Consider the following 19,194-nt stretch of genomic DNA (forward strand, 5'->3'; position numbering starts at 1 on the left):
TTTGTCGTTGAACAGATTTTTTTCGATAATCTATCAACTACATGACATGTTCTTATGAAATGACTATTACAAATCGTTAATAGTTTTTCTAATAGCTGTCAAATCAGTCAACAATTTTTTCATTAACCCTAAATCTAGCATGTTGGCACCATCACTTTTTGCATTGGCACAATCAAAATGTGTTTCTATAAAAAGCCCGTCTACGCCAGCTGCAATTCCTGCTCTTGCCATAGTGCCTATTAATGAAGGTCTGCCACCTGTTACTCCTGAAGATTGATTTGGTTGTTGTAACGAATGGGTTACATCCAGCACAACAGGAGCAAATTGTTTCATGGTAGGTACGCCTCTAAAATCAACTATCATATCTTGATAGCCAAACATGGTGCCACGATCGGTAATAATTGCTTGTTGGTTACCCGTTTCGGTAACTTTATTAACCGCATGTTTCATGCTTTCCGGACTCATGAATTGTCCTTTTTTGATGTTCACGGTTTTCCCTGTATTTGCAGCAGCAACTACTAAATCCGTTTGTCGTGCTAAAAAAGCCGGAATTTGTAATACATCTACATATTCCGCAGCCATAACGGCATCTTGTTCTGTATGAATATCGGTTACCGTAGGTACTTTAAAAGTTTCGGAAACTTTCCTTAATATCCTTAGCGCTTTTTCATCGCCAATACCTGTAAAAGAGTCAAGCCTGCTTCTATTTGCTTTTTTGAAACTACCTTTAAATACATATGGTATTTTTAAATCACTGGTAATTGTAACAACATGTTCTGCAATGCGCAGCGCCATATCTTCACCTTCTATGGCACAAGGGCCAGCAAGTAGAAAAAAGTTATTGCTATCGGTATGTTTTATTTGAGGAATTAAGGATAAGTCCATTCGTCGAAAATTTTTGAGCAAAGATACTATTTTATGAGGCTAACTGTTGTCTTTACATAAGATTGTATAAAAACCAGATCTACATGTACTTTAAACAATGCCTGCCCTTGTTTTTACTATTGTTACTAGTTTGCCAAGTAAATGCGCAATTTGGTAAAAATTGTGAGTTGAGACAAATGAAAGTCAATCTCTTAAACCCTGGTTTTGAGTATGAAATGGCACTTGGCACGAACACTACTTTTGATGTAAAGGCAGGAATGCAATTGGGTTTAGATCCGTTACGGTCTAATATTTACGAAGAACTAGGTTTTTTCCCTGCTGTTGCTGGTCAGTATCGGTATTACTACAACTTTGAAAAAAGGCAACAAAATAGAAGACAGATTTATGGTAATTCCGCAAATTATGTAGCACCTGCTGTAGCGGTTTTTTTTCCTGGTTCTAGAACAATTAATGGAGAAGAAGTAAAAGGGGCTTTTGGTTATGCGGGTTTGGTAACAGGATTGCAGCGCAGTTATGATTCCGGTTTTAATTTTTCTGTAGATGTTGGTGCAGCCTACTATTCAGGGCAGTTTAAAGGTGGGGTTTATCCTGTAGCCAATTTAAGTATTGGCTGGATTATTAGTGAAAAACGATGGTGTGTTGGGCGTTAATGTGTTTTTTAATTGAAAATAAATCGAGTTATTTTTTCTTACAATTTGTTTGGGAAAAATGAATTTTAGGCTTGATATTTGATGATTGTTTAGACTCAATTAATAGCTGAACCATTATATGAAAAATACCAATATCTTACTCGTTTTTTTTGTTTTTACAATTTTTGCAAATGCACAGAACCAAAAAAATGTAGAGGAACATCAAGTTCAGTTAGGATTGCCCATGCCCGCTATTCTTTATGAGAAAGGATTGGGCAGGAATACAACAGCTACTGTGGAGTTTGTTTCTGGCTTTGGTTTAAGAGGTTGTACCGGTTGCGAGACCGAATTTGGTATTTATCCCATTCTAAGAGGGCAGTTGCGTTACTATTACAATATGGACAGGCGGCTGGATAAAGGGAAAAATATTTCCGGTAATTCAGGAAACTATATTGCCATATTAATGGCGTATCAAGACCAAAAACCTTTTATTGGCGATTTAACCTTGTCCGAAAGTATTCTTGCCGTTGGCCCGGTTTATGGAATTCAACGTACCTATAGACGAGGGTTTTTCTATCGTTTGGAAGGTGGTTTGGGGTATTCTGAAACTCAGAATGAAAATGGTTTGGCCTTGTTATTGGCTGCACGTATAGGCTGGGCATTCGGAAAACGTCGTTAAGCCTCTGACACATATTTTTCCGCGCAGTTTACGGGAGAAAATAAGCTTAGTTCAAAGTTGTCTACTACAATTGTAGCGAACTCTCTAAAAATCAACAACATAAAAATAACATAAGTTTGTGTTACTGCTAGAAAAATAGCAGTATCTTTGCACGCTTAAAATAGCGGCGGATTGCTATTAAATAATTTCATATGTCAACAACAACTAAGAACATCGCGATCATTGCGCACGTAGACCACGGTAAAACAACCTTGGTAGATAAAATTATGTATCACTGTCAATTGTTTCGTGAGAACCAGAACACAGGAGATTTAATTTTGGATAATAACGATTTGGAACGGGAGAGAGGTATTACCATTACTTCAAAGAACGTATCCGTTGTTTATAAAGGTACCAAGATAAATATCATTGATACTCCTGGTCACGCCGATTTTGGTGGTGAAGTAGAGCGTGTATTGAACATGGCCGATGGGGTTCTGTTGTTGGTAGATGCTTTTGAAGGTCCTATGCCTCAGACGCGTTTTGTACTTCAAAAAGCAATTGATTTAGGTTTGAAACCTTGTGTGGTTATCAATAAAGTAGATAAAGAAAACTGTACTCCTGAAGAAGTTCATGAGAAGGTTTTTGATTTGATGTTCGAGTTGGGTGCTGAAGAGTGGCAGTTAGACTTCCCTACCGTTTACGGTTCGGCAAAGAACAACTGGATGAGCGATGATTGGCAGAACGAAACAGAGAACATTGAGCCTCTTTTGGATATGGTTATTGAGCATATTCCAACTTTTGAGCCAAAAGAGGGTAATACACAAATGTTGATTACTTCTTTGGATTTCTCTTCTTTTACAGGTCGTATTGCAATTGGTAGACTGCAAAGAGGAACATTAAAAGAAGGACAACAAATTTCTTTGGTAAAAAGAGACGGTTCTATAGTAAAATCCAAAATCAAGGAACTTTTTACTTTTGAAGGTCTGGGAAGGCTAAAAGTACAAGAAGTAGCTACTGGAGATATTTGTGCTATTACCGGAATTGAAGGTTTTGAAATTGGAGATACTATTGCCGATATAGAAAATCCGGAAGGTCTTAAGACTATTGCAATAGATGAACCAACTATGAGTATGTTGTTCACTATTAATGATAGTCCGTTTTTTGGAAAAGACGGTAAGTTCGTTACCTCTAGACATATTAATGAGAGATTACAGAAAGAACTTGAAAAGAACTTGGCGTTACGCGTAAGCGAAACGGATAGTGCGGATAAGTTTTTGGTCTTTGGTCGTGGTGTTTTGCACCTTTCCGTATTGATCGAGACTATGCGTCGTGAGGGGTATGAGCTTCAAATTGGTCAGCCTCAGGTTATTATTAAGGAGATAGACGGGGTTAAATGTGAGCCTGTTGAATCTCTTACTATAGATTTACCGGAAGCAGTTTCTGGAAAAGCTGTAGAAATGGTTTCTATGCGTAAAGGTGAAATGACCAGTATGGAAGCTAAAGGCGAACGTATGGTCTGTGAATTCTTGATTCCATCAAGAGGTATCATCGGTCTTCGTAACCAATTGTTGACGGCTACTGCAGGTGAGGCTATTATGGCACACCGTTTCTTGGAATACCAACCTATGAAAGGAGATATCCCACAGCGTCAGAACGGTTCTTTGGTTTCTATGGAAACCGGAAAAGCCATTCCTTATTCTATAGATAAATTACAGGATAGAGGTAAGTTCTTTGTAGATCCAGGTGAAGATATTTATGAAGGTCAGGTAATTGGTGAAAACTCTCGTGGTGATGACATGACTGTGAACATCACTAAAACCAAAAAACTTTCTAACGTACGTTCTTCAGGGGCGGATGATAAGGCTAAAATTGTTCCTGCAATTAAATTCTCATTAGAGGAAGCATTGGAATATATTCAGAAAGATGAGTATGTGGAGGTTACTCCAAACCATCTTAGACTTAGAAAGATATATCTAAAAGAAGTTGACCGAAAAAGGTATAAAATAGCATAATTTAAAAGCCCTGAATTTCTCTTCAGGGCTTTTTTTTTGCCTTCTATTGAAAGGTATACCAAACGGATTCGACTACACAGTTTAACCTAAAAACAAGTCTATGAAAATTAACGTACAAATAGCTGGTTTCTTATTGATTGGCACCTTGCTATCCTCGTGCAACGAGCAGCCTAAAAGCAAAAAATCAGAAACTACAGCTGTTGTTCAAGAACAAGCTCAGGATTACGTGATACCTGAATCTTGGGTAAATAACCGCGTAGAAAAAGCTAAAGATAAACTAGAACAATCAGAAGCAGGTAAGATTGTGTGGGCAGCTATGGAGGCCCATGGAGGTCTTAAAAATTGGTATGGGAACGGAGCGTTGTCTTTTCGTTTTAATTATCAGCCGTTGGACGGTAGTACACAACGTGATAGCTATCAAGTGGTAGATGTTTGGCGTAATAAAGCGGTGCATACCAGTGCTACGGATAGTACGGCAAGGTTTGGTTGGGATGGAAAAACGGCTTGGGTACAGGCCAAGGATTCTACAGCATTCGCGTATGATACCAAGTTTTGGGCCTTGACGCCATTATATTTAATGGGGCACCCTTTTATTTTGGATGGAGAAGGTGTGAACTTGGAATTATTGCCTGAAGCAACTTATAAGGGTAAAGCCAATGATGTGGTAAAAGTAACTTTTGCTGCAGGTACCGGAGATGCTCCGGATGATTACTATATTCTGCAGTTGGATAAGGAAAGCCATTTGTTGACGGCTACGCGTTACATAGTTTCTTATCCTGAATATTTTAAGGATGGAGGTCATAATCCTGAAAAATTCATGGAAGTTGGTGAGTTACTGGATGTAAGCGGTGTATTATTGCCTAAAGAACTGAAAACCCACTGGACTACCAAAGACGGTAAACAGGGAGAGTATATTACTCAAATAGATATTTCGGATATCCACTTTGTAAAGGATATTGACAAAGATTTCTTTGCAGTTCCGGATAATGCGGAAATTAAATAGAAAAAAAGGCCTTAATCTAGTTAAGGCCTTTTTTTTGTTCTATAGTTTTTTAATGGTATGATATGTTGTGGAAAGCTGCTGCGGCAGCACCTACAATACCTGCGTGGTTCTGAAGACCTGCCGGTATAACAGGAGTTTCTATGGTAATGTAGTCTTTAAATTGATCAAAGTCTTTTGAGGCACCACCACCTATGAGTATAGTATCCGGTGAAACGATAAGTTCAACTAATTTTAAAAATTTATTGAAACGTTTGCCCCATTTTTTATAGGATAACCCTTCTCTGTCTTTAGCGGAACCCGCCGCCCAGAGCTCAATTTTTTTGTATTCTTTATAAGGAATTTGACCTAGCTCAAAATTAGGGATCAATTTACCATCTAGAAAAGCACCACTTCCAAGACCGGTGCCAATTGTAATCATTACCACAAGGCCCTCCATGTCTTTACCCGTGCCATAATTCATAGAAGCATAGCCGGCAATATCGGCATCGTTTACCACGGTAACGTCAAGACCCGTTTTTTTGCCAAAAAGCTCTTCTACATTGGTGTTCTGCCAGCTTTTATGAAGGTTTCCAGGGGATTTACAGACGCCTCTTTTAATAACCGTTGGAAATCCAACACCAACTTTTCCCTTATAATCAAAATGCTCAACGATTTGGGCAATTACATTGGCCATATCCTTGGGTTTGCGAGATGCGGGCGTAGGTATACGATGACGTTCCGAAACCAATTTTCCGGTTTCAATATTTACAAGGGCACCTTTCATGCCAGAACCTCCTACATCTATACCTAAAACTTCCATTATTCCTTTTTAAAATTTGTTGGGGCAAAGTAACAAAAACTTTTCAGAGTAATCCAATGTTATGGACTTGCGAACATTTTATTCGGTTACTGTGAAAATGCCGGTATCACCTTTTTCAAAAAGTGGCATTAACTCTTTTATTGTCTCAGGGTTTTCTTTTGCTATGTTTTTATTCTCCATTGCATTGTCTTTATGATGGTCATAAAGTTCAATTACGGGTTGGTCTTTTCTAAAGTATTTGGTTAACCTATAATTTTTGGTTCGCATTGAAATTCCGTTTCTAAAATAGCTATATGCAACTTCCTCAGTATCCGGAATGTTGTATTTTACATGTTTTTCAAAGCTTTCTCCATCGGTAGGTTTTATTTGGTCTATACCGCACATATCCAGTAGAGTGGGGTAGATATCCACACTTTCCACAATAGCCCGTACTTTTTTTGCTTTGTGTTGCGGATAGGGTGAATTGATAATTAGCGCGCTTTTTAAGGCATTTTCAAAAAGGGTGTGTTTTCCCCAAACGCGTTGGTCTCCCAAATGCCAGCCATGGTCTCCCCAAATGACAACGATGGTGCTTTTGTCCAATTCCAAATCTTTTAATTCTTGATATAGTTTGCCAATTTGCGCGTCTATGTAGCTGATTGAAGCCAAATAGCCATGCCTTAATTTTCTGGCATAAGCATCCGATACTTGAGTGTCAAGACCAGCCTTTTCTTCCCCTAAAGCGTATTGGTTGAACTCGCCGCTGGTATGTAGGCTCTTTAAACTTATGTTTTCGGGGATATTTGGATTTGGTGAAACCGGTATTTTCTCCTCGTCATACAGGTCCCAGTATTTCTTAGGGGCATTAAAGGGAAGGTGGGGTTTAAAGAAACCAACACCCATAAAAAACGGTTCTCCATTTTTCTTCAGCTCCTTTAATTTTGAAATAGCAAGATTGGTCGTTAGACCATCAGGATAACCTTGGTCATCGGTTTCTCCTGCTTCGTACGGCTTTACTTGTTTTTTAAGGCTTTGTCTGTTTTCTCCATTAGCGTATGCAAAAAAGGCGTTCCAACCGGTTTTCCATTTGCCCCGGTCAAAAAGCATTTCGTTCCAGCTATAAGGAAGCTCCTTTTTTGTAGAGGGTTGTTCTTCGTAGCCATATACAAATCCATCCGCCGAATGGCTTATTTTTCCAATGCCTACTGTGTGATATCCGTCTTGTTTAAAACGATGGATGAATGTTTCCGGCACGGATTTTTCAGGCTGATTGGAAATTTCTTCAACTATGGCATTATTGGATATATGAATAGGTTTTGAAGGGCGCATACCTGTAAGGATAGCATGCCTTGAGGCACCACACGTGGGCACTTGAACATAATGATTGGTGAACAGCGCTCCGCTTTTTGCCAAGGCATCTATATGGGGCGATTTTACATAGTGTTTTCCATAAGCACCTAGCTCCGTACGGAGGTCGTCTACACAAATGAACAGGACATTGGGTTTTTCTCGGTTTTGGGCCAATAGCTGGTTATTGTTGCTAAGGCCTACTATGAGTAATAGCGCGGCAAAATGTTTGAGCATCTTAGTTGGGTTTGGTAAGTAAAAACTAAAGATACAGATTTTAAGGAAGCTCACCGTTTTGGTACAAAACATCAAAAATAAGTTGGTCTACCTCACTTAAATTCTCTTTGTCTTCATAAGATAACCAGGCTATTTCATGAATTTGGGAGTCGGGTTGTAGTGTGCCGCTGTGTTTGGCGGTATAGCAGGTCATGCGGGATAGAATTCCCGGTTTTTTGCCATGTGCCTGCGCTTCAAAAATACCCACGAACTCCATAGTTGGGATATCAATATCTATATTAAAGTTTTTCTTGGTGCTTTGAGCGAGGGTTTGTGCATCGGTTTCGCCCTTGATGCGAATTCCTTTGGGGATAAAATAGAAGTCTTTATTCGTATTTTTTAAGCAAAGTATTTGTTCGTCCTTAATAAGTATCCATGCCAAATGATCTATAATATCCTCGGAAGGCTCCACATAATAATCAATGGAATTTAAGGAGTGGTCAGGGTCTATGATATCTAAAATTTTGTCCATTAATCTTCCTGCGGCCGTGAGGGTTCCCAACTTTTTGTTTCGGCCTAAAGCACTTGAAATAGTCTCATCCCTATTTCCGAATTTATAACCGTTTCTAGTCGTCCACAAGATGTTCATTAAATGCTGCATCATTACATTGCCTAATTGGTCTACAGAAATAGCAATTTTTAATAGATACTCCCCAATGCCTTTTACACCTCTGGTAAACAGACTATGGAAAATACCATATACAAAGCCGAGGGGACCTGTAATGAGTAAAAGAACAATAGAGATCAGAAAGAGGAGTGCACCAATAAAAGGATTTACGGGTTTGTCCGGTCTGTAGGTTCGTTTTTTTAAAATCATGATGTAGGCTTGAGGCTGCCGTAACAGCAAATCTTTTATAGGATTTTAAAGATAGCCGTTTCAATTTGTAGAACCATTGTTTTTGGTGGGTAATCAGTAACTAAGTTTCAATTTTAGCGGCAAGTGGTCCGAGTATCCTTTGGGACTTGAAGATTTGTATTTAAAAGATCTGGGCCTTCCACTGGAGGTGGCCAAAACAGGGTCGTCAACAATGTCAAAAGTTTCTATTTGGGCTTCTACGCCGTTACCGGAAAGGAATCCGCGGGTAACCACAAGTTGGTCTAGCATTTGATAGCGGTTGGCAAAAACGGTACCGTCATACAATCCGCTTAAGAAGTAAGTACCCGTATTACCGGTGGCGGATTTGTTCATGATAGACGTACTTAAATTATAGAGAAAGATTTCTCGTGCACGGTATTTTGAAGTGTGAACGAATTTGTCAAAATCATTGGTGCCTCCCGTTACCTTGTCCAGGTCTCTGGATGCTTTTAAATGTTGAACGATACTGCGGTCAAAAGGCTCATCATTAAAATCACCAACTACCAAAACCTTACTCTCCCATTTAGATTGGATGGCTGCAAGATCATTATTGGCCTGTAGCTCTTCATAGGTAGTAGATTCTACTTTGGTATGCGCATCCACTAGAAAGGAAATATGTTCGGCAACGGCAATGCGTAAAGGTTCCGAATGGTATTGACCTCTGCTACGCGAAGGCCAATGCGATGCAATTACTACAAATTCTTCTCCGGTATCATTGATTCTAAAAGTCACTTCAAAAATATCTCTGGTACGATATCTTAGGTGAACCAGGTGAGATGCCCTTGAAACCACGGTAAGCTTACTGGGGTTGTAGGCCATGGCTACGTCAATTCCCCTTAAATCGCTTGTGCCGGAAGCATCAAAAACCACGCTAAGGTGGTTCATGCCCGCCTCGTCCAATAAATCTTGTAAGAGGGTGTCTTTTTCTATTTCACAAACGGTCAACAGATCAATTTGCTCGTTGGGCCAAATAAGATTTAGGCCTTCCGCCAGATTTTCTTTTTTCTTGTTGAAAACACTTTCTGTCCAACCTTCCGCAGGTGTAAAACTGAAGTCGTTGGAAATTGGGTCATCATCCGTATCAAAAAAGTTTTGGAGATTCCACCAAGCAAAGTTAATGTGGGACATAACGTTTTATATTTAGAAAATTACATTACCTAACAAGGTTCTGCCCGGCATTTTAAAAAATGCTTAAAGCCTATACCTGTCTAAAGTTATGAAAATTACTGGCCTTCTATGTTATGCTTTTGTAGGGATACGGTTATTTTATGTGTAAGTGGGGCAATACGCTACACGGCTCGCTGTACGACCTCAAAAATTTTGTTTCCGTCGCACTTCAATGTTTTTGAAGGGTATTTTAATATTAAGGCGTAATCATGTGTTGCCATTAAAATAGACCGGCCGGATTTATGGATTTCCTGCAAGACCTTCATTACCTCTACACTGGTTTGCGGATCTAGGTTTCCAGTGGGTTCATCGGCTAGAATAAGCTCAGGGTCGTTTAAAAGGGCCCGCGCAATGGCTACACGTTGTTGTTCCCCTCCCGAAAGCTGATGCGGGAATTTGAACCCCTTGGTCTTCATACCCACTTTGTTCAGGACCTCTTCTATTTTCTGGTTCATTTTGTGGGTATCCTTCCAGCCCGTTGCCTTGAGTACAAAATAGAGGTTTTTATTAATATTACGATCGGGCAACAATTTAAAATCTTGAAAAACAATACCAATTTTCCGTCGTAAAAACGGAATGTCCTTTTCCCGTAATTTGGTGAGGTCAAAATCTACAATACGCCCGCTACCTTGCTTTAGGGGAAGGTCTCCATAGAGCGTTTTCATAAAGCTACTTTTGCCACTTCCCGTTTTACCTATCAAATAAACGAATTCGCCTTTAAGTACATCAAGTGTTACCTCGTTTAAAACAAGACTATCCTTTTGGAAAATTGCTGCATCCTTTAGCTCTAAAATCGTTTCGGACATGTTTAGCGGTAGTGGGTTTAAGGTTAATTTGTTAATCAATCGTTAAAGGTAGGGCGCAGTTTTACTTTGTGATCGCCAAATCTCGAACTTTGATTCGTAATATTGATATAAAAGTAATAAGTTAAAAACTAACGTACGGCAGGCACGGACAAAATCTTTTCGCTTTTTTGCAAGATTGTTCAGAGTGTGTAATTATTAAAATGAAAACACCGCTTGCCATATACTTAGATGCAATATTCAACGTTATTAAAATTAATTAACGGTAATACATATTTCTAGTTAGAACACTATGCTAAAAAAAATCACCGCGCTTATCCCTATTTTCTTGGGGATGGTTTCTATGGGAATTGCTCAAGAAACTGAAATTTATACCCACGATCAAAAACAATATCAAGATGCCTTGGCGCTCTATAACAATGAGCAATACCAAGCGGCACAGTCTATTTTTGCAAAGGTCAAGGACAATACCAATAATTTGGAGACCAAGGCCAATAGTGCATACTATGAGGCAAATGCTGCCGTAAGGCTCAACCAGTTGGGCGCGGATAGGCTCATGGAGGATTTTGTGACCAATTATCCAACTTCTACCAAAAGGAATTCCGCTTATGTAGATGTAGCCGAATACTATTTTGAGACGGGAAAGTATCCGTATGCTTTAAAATGGTACAATAAGGTTGAGCAAAGCGCCTTGTCTCGTAAGGAGATGGACAAGTTTAATTTTAACTATGGATATTCGCTCTTTTCTTCGGGAAAACAAAAGCAGGCCGAAAGCTACCTTCAAAAGGTAGAAAATTCTCCGGTTTATGGCTCTCAGGCCAAATATTACATGGGGTACATAGCTTATCAGCAAGATGATTACGATACGGCAAACCAACGATTTGACCAGATAAAGGATCCTGAAATTCTTGAAGAAAAGATGGATTATTACCAAGCTGATATGAATTTTAAGCTGGGTAAGTTTGATCAGGCCATAGCTTTGGCAAAGAAGCAAATGGCAAAAGGAGACCGAAAAGAGAAATCCGAACTCAGTAAAATTATTGGGGAAAGTTATTTTAACTTGAACGAATATGCCAATGCTATTCCTTACCTAGAGGATTACCAAGGTAAAAAAGGCAAGTGGAGCAATACGGATTACTACCTTTTGGGATATTCATACTACAAGCAAGGAGATTATGCCAATGCGGTACAGCAATTCAATAAAATTATAGGAGGAACCAACAGTGTTTCGCAAAATGCTTATTACCATTTAGCGGAATGTTATTTAAAGTTGGACAAAAAGCAAGAGGCATTGAACGCTTTTAGAAATGCTTCGCAAATGGACTTCTCACAGGAGATTCAAAAGGATGCCTATTTAAACTATGCCCGTTTAAGTTATGAGGTGGGTAATGCCTATGATCCGGTACCACAGGTTATTTCGGATTATTTGGCCAAATATCCGGATAGTGCCAATACAGAAGAAATGCAAGAACTGTTGGTAGATTCCTATATCACTTCCAAAAATTTTGCAGGGGCTATGGAACTTCTGGAAAAGAACAAAAATTATGCTAGTAAATCTACCTATCAGAAAGTGGCCTACTATCGTGGTATAGAACTGTTCATGAACGGTGACTATCAAGGAGCCGTTGAAAATTTAGGAAAGTCATTAGGTAGTGCAGAGAGCAATCTTTTTAAGGCGAAAGCCAATTATTGGAAAGCAGAAGCGGAATATGCGCTCAATGATCACGGAGATGCATTGGTAGATTATATTCAGTTTCAGCAAAATCCATCGGCTAAATCTACAGAGGAATATAAAGAGCTGGATTACAACTTGGCATATACTTATTTTAAGTTGAAGGATTATAGTAATGCCATATCGTATTTTGGTAATTTCACCAATGCAGGGTCTAACGATACACAGAAATTATACGACGGTTACTTGCGTTTGGGAGATAGTTACTTTGTAACCAGTAAATATTGGCCGGCCATTGAAACCTATAACAAGGCACTTACCCTGTCCGGACCGGAGAAAGACTATGCGGCTTACCAAAAGGCCATCAGTTATGGTTTTGTAGATAGACGCGATACCAAAATAGAAGAGTTAAGAACCTTTGTGTCGGCCTATCCAAAATCCAGTTTAAAGGACGATGCCCTTTTTGAGTTGGCCAATACCTTAATTTCTACAGGACAGGAGCAACAGGGGCTTCAGACCTATCAAAGGATGATTACGGAATATAAAGCCAGTTCATTGGTGCCACAGGCTATGATGCGCCAAGGTTTGGTGCACTATAATGCCAGCCGAAACGAACAAGCCTTAAAGGAGTTTAAAGCGGTGGTCCATAATTTTCCTAATACACAAGAAGCTATTCAGGCAGTTTCTACGGCAAAATTAATTTATGTTGATTTAGGCCGGGTTGATGAGTATGCAGAATGGGTTCAGAAACTAGACTTTGTAGAGGTTACGGATAGCGAGCTGGATAATGCCACTTTTGAATCTGCGGATAAGCAAAATATGGAGGGCAAAAAAGATGCTGCCATTAAAGGGTACGAAAATTACATAAAGCAGTTCCCTAACGGATTAAATGCGGTCAAGGCCAATTTCAACTTGGCGCAATTATATTTTGCAAAAGGAGAAAAGGAACAGGCATTGCCAAATTATAAATTCGTTGCGGATAAAATGGGGAGCGAGTATGCAGAGCAGGCGCTGACACGGGTTTGTGAAATCTATTTGGGCAAAGAAGATTATGCTTCGGCATTGCCTTATTTACAGCGATTGGAAAATCAAGCGGATATTCAGCAAAACAGAACTTTTGCCCAGTCTAACTTAATGAAAGGTTACTACAAGCAAAAAGATTACGGTAAGACGTTGGCCTATGCCGAAAAAGTTTTGGCCACACCTATTATAGATAATCGTATTAAAAGTGATGCTCAAATAATGATTGCCCGTTCTGCAATTGCTACGGGAGATGAAGCAAAAGCGGAGAAAGCCTATGCAGATGTTTTGAAAATAGCATCAGGTTCTACTGCGGCGGAAGCACTATACTATGATGCGTATTTTAAGAGTAAGGCGCAGGACTATGAAAACTCCAATATTGCGGTACAGAAACTGGCAAAGGATTATTCCGGTTATAAAGAATGGGGAGGAAAAGGGCTGATTTTGATGGCCAAAAATTTCTATGCTTTGGGAGATGCATATCAAGCTACTTATATTTTGGATAGTGTGATAAGTAACTTCGGTCAGTTTGATGAGATCGTTTCAGAGGCCAAAGCTGAACTTTCCATTATTAAGGCTAAGGAAGCACAGAGCAACTCATCTGTGCGAACGGACTAACATTGAAATAGATTAACAAGATTGAAAAAATTGAATCCGAGTGGGGTCTTAGAACCGGCTTCGCTTTTAAGGTGTAAATTCAAAAAAGAACACAGAATGCACAAACATATAAAGCTTACTCTTATTTTTCTTACGGGTGTTTTTCAGTTAGCCATAGCGCAAGAAGAAGAAAAAGATGATATAGGTACGGAAACCGTTACCGTAACCAAGGCCTATACGCCAACGATCAATGATGCTTTTAAGATTAAGACCATGCCTAATCTTAATGATTCTATCGTATTGCAAAAGAAGAAAATCAATTATAGTATTTTTTCCGTTCCGGTAGCGTCAACATTTACACCTGCCAAGGGCAAGGCTTCGGCCGTAAAGAAAACCCCGCCACCAGTACTGTATAACTCATATGCTTCTGCGGGTATTGGTAATCCCGCCAATTTAATGGGTAAGTTTTATACGAGCAGAACTATTGATCGTGAATCCGGATACACCCTTGGTTTGGGACATAATTCCTCTCGTGGGGATATTGATGGTGTAGCGTTGGATAATATTTACTCGAACACGGAATTAAATGCCAGTTACACCAAAAGGGATAGTGATTTTGACTGGGGAGTAGATGTAGGTGCTCAACATCAACTTTACAATTGGTACGGTATTCCAGATGCTACCTTTACGGAGGAAACCGTAGATGGTATTGATGAGCGTCAGAATTATTATATGGCAGAAGCATCGGGTCACATAAATGTTGAGGATTCTTATTTTGAGAACGCAAAACTAGAATACAGAAGATTTTGGGATGCTGTTAAATCCGGTGAAAATAGGGCTGTTTTTAAAACTGGCTTTTCGTTTCCGGTGGCAGATGAAGATTTTAAGGTCAAAGCAAAAGTGGATTACGTAAGCGGTAGTTTTGAAAACTCCAGTCTTAATAACCCAACTAATACACCGGGAATAGATTATAGCAATTTACAAGTAGGTATTAACCCTACCCTGGTATTGGTAAATGAAGATTTATCGTTGAATTTAGGGGTAAACCTTGTGTATGGTCTGGATACCCAAAACAGCGATAGTAATTTTTATATTTATCCAGCGGTTACCGCATCTTACAGGTTGTTAGATGACATGGCCATCGTTTACGGTGGGGTAGAGGGTGATTTAATGCAAAATTCCTACTACGGTTTTGTAGAGGACAACCCGTACGTATCTCCAACATTGACCATTGTTCCTACGGATAAGAAGTACGATGCCTATGTGGGTCTTAAAGGGCAAATCTTGCCTAATTTAAGCTATAACGCCAAAGTAAGTTATACCACGGAAGATAGAAAGGCATTGTATAAACTTAATGCTAGAAATGACTCAAGGACCGATGAAAAAGGCTATTACTATGGTAACTCTTTTGAGGTGTTTTATGACGATGTAAAAACTATTGGAGCTTTTGGAGAGTTGAATGTAGATGTAAACCGGAATTTTAGTTTGGGAGTAAATGTGGAGTACTTTAATTACAATACCGAAACGGATAACCCGGCTTGGAATTTGCCAAACTTAACAAGTTCATTGTTCATGGATTATCAAATAGGGGAAAAGTGGTATGCTGGAGCCAACCTTTTTTATGTGGGTGAAAGAGATGATGTGGCCACTATTGCCAGCGCAAGCGGAAACCCGGCAGATTTCTTTGCTACGCCAATAACTTTAGATGGTTATTTTGATGCTAATTTTCATGTGGGCTACCGGTGGAACGATCAACTTTCTTTCTTCTTAAAAGTAGCGAATATCGCTAATAACAATTACCAGCGCTTTGCGAACTATCCGGTTCAGGGCTTGCAGGTTATGGGCGGGTTAACCTATAAGTTTGATCTTTAGGTTTGAAGTAAAAATAAATAGGGTGTATTCAACCGATTTTTATAGGGTCTTATCTATACGGATGTAAGATTCATGGTAGAATACGTATTTTTGTAGCTATTGCTATAAAGAAAATGTATCATGTTTTATAAGAATAAAAAGGCTTGTGTGAGCCTCGGTAATTACGGGTTCCTTTTAGGGCAAAAAGTGCTTGGCGCCATTTTTTTAGTATCAATGGTTCTGTTTGTTGCCTGTGGTTCCGATGATTCCGGTACGCCATCTACATCTGATATGGATACGGACGGCGACGGTATTCTTGACTCTAAGGAAGTGTTGGATGGTACAAGTAAGACCAATCCGTGCGATCCTAAACAAAATAGTGGTTATACAGGTTATGATGTTGATAATGTCATTTGGCTAGGAGCCGATTGTGATACGGATGGAGTTACCAATTCCGAAGAACTTGCCAATGGTACGGACCCTTATCTAAACGAAATTAAAGATTCTGACGGGGATGGTATTCCTGATTTCCAGGAAGATGCGGATGGTACTGATAAAGAGAATCCGTGTGATCCCGTGCAAGATGAAAATTATACAGGATATAACGCTGCGAACAACATTTGGAAAAGTGCAGATTGTGATGCGGATGGTGTAAATAATGGCGATGAGGTAACCGCAGGAAGCAATCCATATTTGGATGATACGGTTTATGCCGTTGCCCAGTTCCTTCCTAAATTGGCCGATCTTAAAATATTTAGAGGAAATCCATCGGATTTAATTCCTAATACAACTTCGCATGAATATAGTCTAAGTACACCTCTTTATAGTGATTATGCTCAAAAATTCAGAACGATATCCCTTCCTGAAGGTGCGCAAATGACTTATAATGGCGAAGGCCTTTTACAGTTTCCGGATAACACGGTTATTAGCAAAACATTCTTTTATTACAATGATGAAAGAGACCCGTCAAAGGGAAAAAAACTACTTGAAACCCGAATTTTGATAAAGACCAACGGTACGTGGGATATGGGGAACTACCTTTGGAATGAAGATCAGACCGAAGCGGAACTTAGTAACGAGGCACCGGTAATCCAAGTAAACTGGGTAGATAGCTCGGGAAGTGGTCAATCTGTAGGATATAAGGTTCCGTTTAGCGTTAACTGTACGCAGTGCCATGACGTTAACAATACCACCATTCCTATTGGACCCAAGGCAAGAAATTTAAATTTTTTCTATAATGGCAAAAATCAACTTCAATATTTTATTGATAAAGGGTTACTTTCCGGTGCGCCTGCCATTTTGGAGATTGAACGCCTACCGGATTGGTTGGATGATTCTTTTACGTTAACCGAACGTGCCAAAGCCTATATGGATGTGAACTGTGCCCACTGCCACCAACCTAGCGGTTATCATAATTCCAACCAAGGTGTCCGTCCGGATTTTAGATATGAAACCTCGTATGCGGATAGTAATGTAGAGGATTTTAAAGCCGATATTAGGTTAAGAGTAGAAACAGATCCAGCTTACGGCCCATCTATGCCACTTGTTGGCATTACGCAGCTACATACAGAAGGTGTAGATTTAATTCAAGCGTATATTGATTCTTTGGATTAACGTTCGAAAATACTTTTCAATTTTCATGTAGAAGTAGCTGTATAGACTGAAATACAGGAACATCGCCTTAATTTACTTATTTTAGAGTCAGTTTAAACGCTCTATGATGACCAAATTTTCACTGAGGGATTTTGTATTTCTTTTGTTGGGGCTTTGTTTTTTACTTCGCATGGAGTCGCAAAACCTAGTTGAAAACCCCAGTTTTGAAGACTTTGTACATTGTCCTGAACATTTGGGCAATTTTAGTACAGATGTAAAAGGTTGGTCAACACCTACCGAGGGTTCTACCGATTACTTTAATGGGTGTAGTACGGAAATGGGTACACCAAAAAACTTCAATGGTTCGCAACCGGCAGATTTTGGTCAGGGTTATGCTGGGTTGTATCTGTTGGCGCCAGATGACTACAGAGAATATTTTCAGACCAAATTGTTACGACCTTTAACGAAAGGGGTTACCTATAAAGTATCTTTTTTTGTGAGTTTGGCTGAACGTTCAGATTTTGCCATAAAGGAATTTGGGGTGTTGTTCGCTAAGAATAAATTAAGCGTACCCATAAAGAAAGCCCTATCAAAAAAGCAGTTGTATCAACAGAAAAATAATGTTTACAATTATTTGGAAATTGGGTATTCAAACTTCTATTCGGATACCCAAGATTGGATATTGGTGCACACCCAATTTGTAGCAAAAGGTTCTGAGGAATATTTAATTATTGGTAATTTTAAGAGTAATGCGCGTACACGTCTTTTTAAGACAAAGCGAAATGCCAAGCAAGGCGCATATTACTATGTGGATATGGTTGAGGTGTCCGAAGCTATGGGCAATAAAACTATCTCACCCAAGGGAAAACCGCGCACGTTTGAACTCAATAAAACTCATGTTTTTGAAGATGTACTCTTTGCTTTTGATAAAGCGGTCATACTCCAAACGGCAAAACAGGAGCTTCATGAAATCTATTCTTACTTATCTGAAAACCCAACGCTCAAAATTTCAATAAATGGATATACGGATTCTGTTGGAAGCAAGAAATATAATGAATCATTGTCCAAAAAAAGGGCAAAAGCGGTATCGGATTATTTGGTTCATTTAGGGTTGAACAAAAATCGGATAGTTTGGAAAGGTCATGGAGGCCAAAAACCCATTGCGGACAACGGTACTTCTGAAGGTAGGAGAAAAAATAGAAGGGTGGAGTTTATGATTAGCAAACCCGCACCCTAACTTTATGTTTTAGTAATCTGAATAATCAGTAGGGTAAAGCAGCATGATGTCCGCTTTGCTTACATTGTTTTGATAATTAGGGTCGGCCTTTAGTTTCAACCACTTTGGGGCGGTTCTAAAAGCGTCCCAATGAGCATCTCTAGATTCCATATTCTTAAAAGTGGTCATGTACATGAGATTGGGCATACGGTCACCGGATAGGACTTCGGCATAAAAAACAGCATTAAAACCTAGGGATTCAAAAAGTTCTACTTCGCCTCCCGCATTAAACATATCTACTTTATTCTGGTAAATTGCTTCGGTGGCAGATTCATAACTACGTAGTTCATAAACGCGATCTTTTCTCGGGCCTTCTACTTTTGAAGCCTCCATTGTTGGCATTTCTGAAAAAGCTTTCATTAAAGTGGAACTTATTCTTTCGTACGGTGCATCGTCATATTTTGCATTTATATAATTGGAGCCTGCGGAAACATAACTTTTATCCTGAGACAGCATATGGTCCAAGGTCAAGAATTGTTCAAACGACTTAAAGGGTAGGAGCACATAAATTTTAAGTTCTTCACTATCTTCCTCCGGAATAGGTTTGAACACGCCTACGTGCTCTATTCCGGCCCGTTTTAATGCGGGTAGGTAAGCATTTTCCAAATAACTGTCCACAGCCGTTTCTTGATTTTTATCTTTGAGAAAATAGGTTTTTAGCTGGTAAAATTCACGTTCTTGAGTTTGTGCATTTGCAGAAAAACCAATGGCGAAAATCAAAAGTAGTGTTGTAAAGTAACTCTGAATACAATTTTTCATATGAAATAT

Annotated in this window: 15 protein-coding genes; 8 read left to right on the forward strand and 7 right to left on the reverse strand. The window is 39.3% G+C overall.

The window, feature by feature from the left end:
- Window positions 1-66: 66 nt before the first annotated feature.
- Window positions 67-885, reverse strand: coding sequence for a 3-deoxy-8-phosphooctulonate synthase (gene kdsA, locus SJY45_RS17665; RefSeq protein ID WP_215912788.1), 819 nt, complete (start codon window positions 883-885; stop codon window positions 67-69).
- Window positions 886-1,061: 176 nt separating this feature from the next.
- Between kdsA and SJY45_RS17670 the strand changes: the two genes are divergently transcribed.
- The 4 genes from SJY45_RS17670 (at window position 1,062) to SJY45_RS17685 (ending at window position 5,190) form a co-directional block, all read left to right on the forward strand.
- Entirely contained in the window at window positions 1,062-1,535 is a 474-nt protein-coding gene (locus SJY45_RS17670) for a hypothetical protein (RefSeq protein WP_400072452.1), read from the forward strand.
- 118 nt (window positions 1,536-1,653) lie between these two features.
- A complete protein-coding gene (locus SJY45_RS17675) occupies window positions 1,654-2,193 on the forward strand; it encodes a hypothetical protein (protein WP_215438256.1) in 540 nt (179 codons plus the stop codon).
- A 191-nt stretch (window positions 2,194-2,384) separates the two neighbouring features.
- Window positions 2,385-4,187 (forward strand): translational GTPase TypA, encoded by a 1,803-nt coding sequence (gene typA / locus SJY45_RS17680; protein WP_215438255.1) that lies wholly within the window; start codon window positions 2,385-2,387, stop codon window positions 4,185-4,187.
- 100 nt (window positions 4,188-4,287) lie between these two features.
- The gene (locus SJY45_RS17685) at window positions 4,288-5,190 is read left to right on the forward strand and encodes a hypothetical protein (protein ID WP_400072455.1); all 903 of its coding nucleotides are present in this window, start codon (window positions 4,288-4,290) and stop codon (window positions 5,188-5,190) included.
- A gap of 49 nt (window positions 5,191-5,239) precedes the next feature.
- Here SJY45_RS17685 and ppgK read toward each other — a convergent pair whose 3' ends face one another.
- From ppgK to SJY45_RS17710, 5 genes are all read right to left on the reverse strand, one after another.
- Window positions 5,240-5,989, reverse strand: coding sequence for a polyphosphate--glucose phosphotransferase (gene ppgK / locus SJY45_RS17690; protein ID WP_215438253.1), 750 nt, complete (start codon window positions 5,987-5,989; stop codon window positions 5,240-5,242).
- A 78-nt stretch (window positions 5,990-6,067) separates the two neighbouring features.
- Window positions 6,068-7,552, reverse strand: coding sequence for a sulfatase (locus SJY45_RS17695; RefSeq protein ID WP_400072457.1), 1,485 nt, complete (start codon window positions 7,550-7,552; stop codon window positions 6,068-6,070).
- A 40-nt stretch (window positions 7,553-7,592) separates the two neighbouring features.
- Complete coding sequence (locus SJY45_RS17700; protein ID WP_400072459.1) at window positions 7,593-8,408, reverse strand: NUDIX domain-containing protein; 816 nt, start codon at window positions 8,406-8,408, stop codon at window positions 7,593-7,595.
- Window positions 8,409-8,501: 93 nt separating this feature from the next.
- A complete protein-coding gene (locus tag SJY45_RS17705) occupies window positions 8,502-9,575 on the reverse strand; it encodes a hypothetical protein (RefSeq protein WP_400072460.1) in 1,074 nt (357 codons plus the stop codon).
- 161 nt (window positions 9,576-9,736) lie between these two features.
- Window positions 9,737-10,420 (reverse strand): cell division ATP-binding protein FtsE, encoded by a 684-nt coding sequence (locus SJY45_RS17710; protein WP_215438249.1) that lies wholly within the window; start codon window positions 10,418-10,420, stop codon window positions 9,737-9,739.
- Window positions 10,421-10,709: 289 nt separating this feature from the next.
- On the opposite strand from SJY45_RS17710, the gene SJY45_RS17715 reads away from it, so the two are divergent.
- From SJY45_RS17715 to SJY45_RS17730, 4 genes are all read left to right on the forward strand, one after another.
- Window positions 10,710-13,727: a tetratricopeptide repeat protein gene (locus SJY45_RS17715; RefSeq protein WP_400072463.1), complete on the forward strand. Its 3,018-nt coding sequence runs from the start codon at window positions 10,710-10,712 to the stop codon at window positions 13,725-13,727.
- 96 nt (window positions 13,728-13,823) lie between these two features.
- Window positions 13,824-15,578: a TonB-dependent receptor gene (locus SJY45_RS17720; RefSeq protein ID WP_289061796.1), complete on the forward strand. Its 1,755-nt coding sequence runs from the start codon at window positions 13,824-13,826 to the stop codon at window positions 15,576-15,578.
- Between the two features lie 147 nt (window positions 15,579-15,725).
- Window positions 15,726-17,171: a hypothetical protein gene (locus SJY45_RS17725; RefSeq protein WP_400072465.1), complete on the forward strand. Its 1,446-nt coding sequence runs from the start codon at window positions 15,726-15,728 to the stop codon at window positions 17,169-17,171.
- Between the two features lie 106 nt (window positions 17,172-17,277).
- Window positions 17,278-18,387 (forward strand): OmpA family protein, encoded by a 1,110-nt coding sequence (locus tag SJY45_RS17730; RefSeq protein ID WP_400072467.1) that lies wholly within the window; start codon window positions 17,278-17,280, stop codon window positions 18,385-18,387.
- Between the two features lie 9 nt (window positions 18,388-18,396).
- Here the strand turns inward: SJY45_RS17730 and SJY45_RS17735 are convergent, their stop codons facing one another.
- Window positions 18,397-19,185, reverse strand: coding sequence for an NIPSNAP family protein (locus tag SJY45_RS17735; RefSeq protein WP_400072469.1), 789 nt, complete (start codon window positions 19,183-19,185; stop codon window positions 18,397-18,399).
- Window positions 19,186-19,194: the final 9 nt, after the last annotated feature.

The organism is Zobellia russellii, assembly GCF_044597075.1.
GTDB classification, from domain to species: domain Bacteria; phylum Bacteroidota; class Bacteroidia; order Flavobacteriales; family Flavobacteriaceae; genus Zobellia; species Zobellia russellii.